Below are 3,988 nucleotides of genomic sequence, written 5' to 3'. Positions count from 1 at the left end.
GCGCTCTTTTGCGGACACGACCCTCAGGAGAGGATGCCCGCGCGGGTGGCGAAGTCGAGCGCCGCGTCGAGGCGCGGAGCCGAGCGGCCTTGGGTGTGGGCCGCCGCCAGCAGCGCCGCCACGGCGCTCGCGTCGGCCTTGCGTTCGCGGGCCAGTGCCGCGAACCGGGCGACGCCATCGGTCAGGCTCCGCTCCCGCGCCCACGGGACGTCGAACGAGGACACGGTGAGTCCGATGAACTCCTCCTCGTCCGAGCCCACCCAGGCCGCTGCCCCCTCCAGTCCGTCCTCCCGCAGCTCGTCCGGGTACGGGATGCGGTGCCACGCGCCGTTCTCCCACCAGTAGACGAAGCCGAAGAGGTTCCCGGCGGCGTCGTCGCGCAGGAGGTCCCAGGGCAGCCAGTCGGGACCGCCCGCGAGGAAGTCGATCTGTTCTCCGCCGACATGGGTGTGGCTGCCGTCGGGGTCCTGACCGCAGAACACCGCGTGCTCCTCGTCCACCACGGTCAGGCGCCACCAGCCGCCCGCTCCGGTGGAGTGGCACCACAGGCCGTCGTCGTCGAGGGCGAACTCGGTTCTGGTGGAGCACGCGCTGTCGACCATGGCCATCGTCACCGCCCTGGCCCAGAGCAGTTCGGGGTGTTCGAGGTCTTCGGGCCGGCTCGGCGTGTGCATCGTATTGTCTCCTCCCGGGTTGCCGGGCAAGCCTCGCACGTGGGGCCGGGTCCGTGGGCCGACGCGAACGACGTACGGCTCGTGGTCCTGCGGACACTCCGTCACACGATGCCCGCATGCTGAGAAGATCCCGGCCCCATCAAGCCTGCCCCCGCGCGGATCCCGCCATTGTGGCCGTCCGGCCAACTCCGCTGCAGAAGGGGCGGGTTACGGTCCGGCCATGCCTTCGAACACACGAACCGCCCCCGCGCCTCCCAGCCGCCGCGCCCTGCTGCGCACCGCGGTGGCGGGCACGGCGGCGGCCGCCGGAGCGGGTCTGACCCTCAGCGCGGCCTTTCCCGCCTTCGCCACCTCGCGGGATGTGGAGAGCTCCGAGACCGTCACCACACCCGCGCAGGCCCTGCGTCGGCCGGCGGCCGGCGACCAGCACGTACGCACCCTGGCCTGACGGCGGTGCCGCCGGTGCGGGCCCATCCCGGTCGAGCCTCCGACCGGGATGGGCAGCGGTTCACGAGCTTCAGGCGTTGGCGCAGACGTTGCCGGCAGTCGGGGTGAGCGCGCCGATCAGGTTGATGCTGTTGCCGCAAAGGTTGATCGGAACGTGGACCGGGATCTGGATCAGGTTGCCCGAAAGCACACCGGGCGAGCTGGCCGCGATGCCCTCCGCGGTGGCGTCCGCCGACGCCGAGGACGCACCGCCGATGACCGCCAGGCCGAGCACCAGGGCCAGACCCGCACTCTTCAGAACACGCGACACGTGACATCTCCTTGTAACCGCACAGCGGTGCCGGAGCACCGCACGGCCCCGAGCGGGGTCGTCGCCCTTTCCTTCGGCAGCTGACGGCCTCCCGGCCTGGGTCCGGGCGCCTGGTTCCCTCGAATAGGTGGCGCCGCGACTCCGTTCGGGGGTACAGGAGCGCCGTCGAGCCCCGGCGACCCGGCCCCAGGTCGGTCGCAGAGCCCACCGGCGCCTGCGTAGCCTGCACCGGTGACGCTCTCAGACCTCTTGTCCCAGGCTCTGCACGCTCCTTCCGATCCGCCGCTCCGACCGCTTCCGTCCCCGGTGGTGGACCTGCTCCGGTCCCTCGAAGCACCTCCGCGGCTGGCCGCCCATCTCCGTGCCGTCCATGACGTGGCGGTCCAACTGGTCGAATGGACGGAGCATCGCCATCCGCAGATAGCCGTCGACCGCGCGGCCGTTCTCTTCGGGGCGGCGACCCATGACATCGGCAAGGCCGTGCACACGGCCGAGCTGTCCGAGCCCGGGTCCTCGCACGAGGAGGCGGGCCGCGAGCTGCTGCTGGCCCGCGGGTTCGGCCCGGACCTGGCCCGCTTCGCCGGTACCCATGCCTCATGGGCCGCTCCTGGTACGACTCTTAGGACCTGCTGGTGAGCACGGCTGACAAGGTGTGGAAGAACAAGCGCCTCCAAGAGCTCGAAGACCTCGTGATCTCGCGCCTCGTGCACGCGACGGGCGGACAGCGCTGGGAGGAGTACCTCGCGCTCGACGATCTCCTCACGCGCATCGGCGACGGAGCCGACGGCCGGCTCGCCTACCAGGCGTCCTTCCCGGTGCACCGCTGACGGCATTTCTTAGCATCAGAGGTCAACTATTCGTCCGGTCGCCGCCAGGACGACTACAAAGGTCGGGACCGAGCCGATCCCGTCGACGGGGATGATGCCACCCGTCGGCGACCGGAATGATGTCTAAGGCGGTGGATGCGCGTGCGTAGATGCGGCAGACTCGAATTGATAGCGGTCAGATTACTTCCGGAGAGACCGAGTTCAGACTCCTTCGCCTGACGCGGTCGGCCCCGCCGCAACCTGTTCCGACGGGCCGTGCAGGGCTGACTCGGACGCAGGGAGGAGGGATTCCCCGACCTCCTCCCTGCGTATGCGGCCGCGCGTTCTGCCCATCGAATTCCCAGCCGCTCGGCACAGGCCCCGCCACGGCCTGGTGCAGGCCGCCTACGTGCGGCGTTCGGGGATCCCCGCCTCGGGCTGCATCGTGGCCGAAGCGATGATGCGGCTGCGGCCCCACCCCGTTCCGACGTGCACCGCACGCGGAATTGCGCCGGTTTCGGAACGGCTCTGTGGAACACAGCCGGAATCAGTCTCCCGAGATTTTTCAAATGGGCACCCATCCAAAGGCGTTGGGGCACCGAAGGAGGAGCGAGAGCCTCTCCAGGGCCTCGTGTAAATCCCGTACGATCTGCGATTCCCGTCCTGGGGATCCACGGAACAGGAGCGAATGTGATAGTCAAGCGCGCCGGTCGCCACGTGGCTCTCGCCGCCATACCCGCAGCCGTGGTCCTGACCCTCGGCCTTTCCGGACCAGCTCTCGCCGAGGGCGGAAAGGCGTACCAGATCGACCTTGCGCAGCTGAACGCATCAGGCTCCAGCGGTACGGTCATGCTCAGCCTCAAGGGCAATCAGCTGACCGTGCAGATCGAGTCCAAGGGCATGGTGCCGGGGCAGCCGTCGGCCCAGCATCTGCACGGTTCGACCAAGGGCCACGACTTCCACTGCCCGGACGCGACCGACGACACCGACGGCGACGGGGTCCTCAGCAACACCGAGGCCACCCATGACTACGGCGACATCAACATCTCGCTCACCACGGGCGGGGACACCAAGCCCACCAGCGGCCTCGACGTGTTGCGCATGCCGGTCGCCGACGCGCAGGGCACGATCCGCTACAAGCGGACGATCGCCGTCGGCAAGGACGTGGTCGACCACATCAAGGACCTGCACGTCGTCCAGCACGGCATCGACCGCAACAAGAACAAGAAGTACGACTTCGAGGGTGCGGGCAAGAGCGAGCTCGACCCGAAGCTGCCCCAGGAGGCCACGGCCCCGACCAACTGCGGTGAGGTCAAGGGCGCGGCCGTGGGATCGGTGCCCGTAGGCGGCATCGAGACCGGAGGCGGTTCGGCGGAGCACGCGGCGGCGCCGGTGACGGTGCGCGACGGTGTGGCGATCACCGTACTCGCGGTCGTGGCGGGTGCGGTGATCATCGGGCGGAAGCGGGCCGGTCTCGGCTCCGTCCGCAGGGAGAGCACCGGAGGCGGCGCGTGAAGCCGGCCCTCACGCGGTCGCGCCGCCGGACGCTGGGCCCGCTGGCGGCCGTCGCCCTCGCGGGGCTCCTCCTCGCCGGGTGCGGCGGCCAGAACGCGGCGAAGCCCCCCGCCCCGGCGGGGCAGAACCTCCAAGGCGGGGCGCCGGCCGCCGCGGACGCCGCTCCCACCGGCAAGGCGCCCGCAGCCGGATCGCAGAGCGGTGGGAGCACGGGTACGGACACGGGCGCGGGTGCC

At 70.4% G+C, this 3,988-nt stretch carries 4 protein-coding genes and 2 pseudogenes; 4 read left to right on the top strand and 2 right to left on the bottom strand.

The window, feature by feature from the left end; all coding sequences use genetic code 11:
* Positions 1-23: 23 nt before the first annotated feature.
* On the bottom strand, positions 24-674 hold the full coding sequence (locus ACWGIU_RS31905) for a hypothetical protein (RefSeq protein WP_453711592.1): 651 nt from the start codon (positions 672-674) through the stop codon (positions 24-26).
* 220 nt (positions 675-894) lie between these two features.
* Here ACWGIU_RS31905 and ACWGIU_RS31900 point away from each other — a divergent pair, with 220 nt between their 5' ends.
* Complete coding sequence (locus ACWGIU_RS31900; RefSeq protein WP_453711591.1) at positions 895-1,122, top strand: hypothetical protein; 228 nt, start codon at positions 895-897, stop codon at positions 1,120-1,122.
* A 69-nt stretch (positions 1,123-1,191) separates the two neighbouring features.
* On the opposite strand, the gene ACWGIU_RS31895 is transcribed toward ACWGIU_RS31900, so the two are convergent.
* On the bottom strand, positions 1,192-1,431 hold the full coding sequence (locus ACWGIU_RS31895) for a chaplin (protein ID WP_453711590.1): 240 nt from the start codon (positions 1,429-1,431) through the stop codon (positions 1,192-1,194).
* Positions 1,432-1,680: 249 nt separating this feature from the next.
* Here ACWGIU_RS31895 and ACWGIU_RS31890 point away from each other — a divergent pair.
* From ACWGIU_RS31890 to ACWGIU_RS31880, 3 genes and pseudogenes are all read left to right on the top strand, one after another.
* Positions 1,681-2,258 (top strand): annotated as a pseudogene (locus tag ACWGIU_RS31890) (HD domain-containing protein).
* 669 nt (positions 2,259-2,927) lie between these two features.
* The gene (locus ACWGIU_RS31885) at positions 2,928-3,752 is read left to right on the top strand and encodes a hypothetical protein (protein WP_453711589.1); all 825 of its coding nucleotides are present in this window, start codon (positions 2,928-2,930) and stop codon (positions 3,750-3,752) included.
* Positions 3,749-3,988: pseudogene (locus ACWGIU_RS31880) on the top strand (hypothetical protein); the annotation flags it as partial. The gene ACWGIU_RS31885 and the pseudogene ACWGIU_RS31880, both read left to right, overlap by 4 nt.

It is taken from the genome of Streptomyces sp. NPDC054840 (assembly GCF_053611065.1).
The sequence above is the reverse complement of the archived record's forward strand: the minus strand, read 5'-3'. Positions and strand labels throughout refer to the sequence as shown.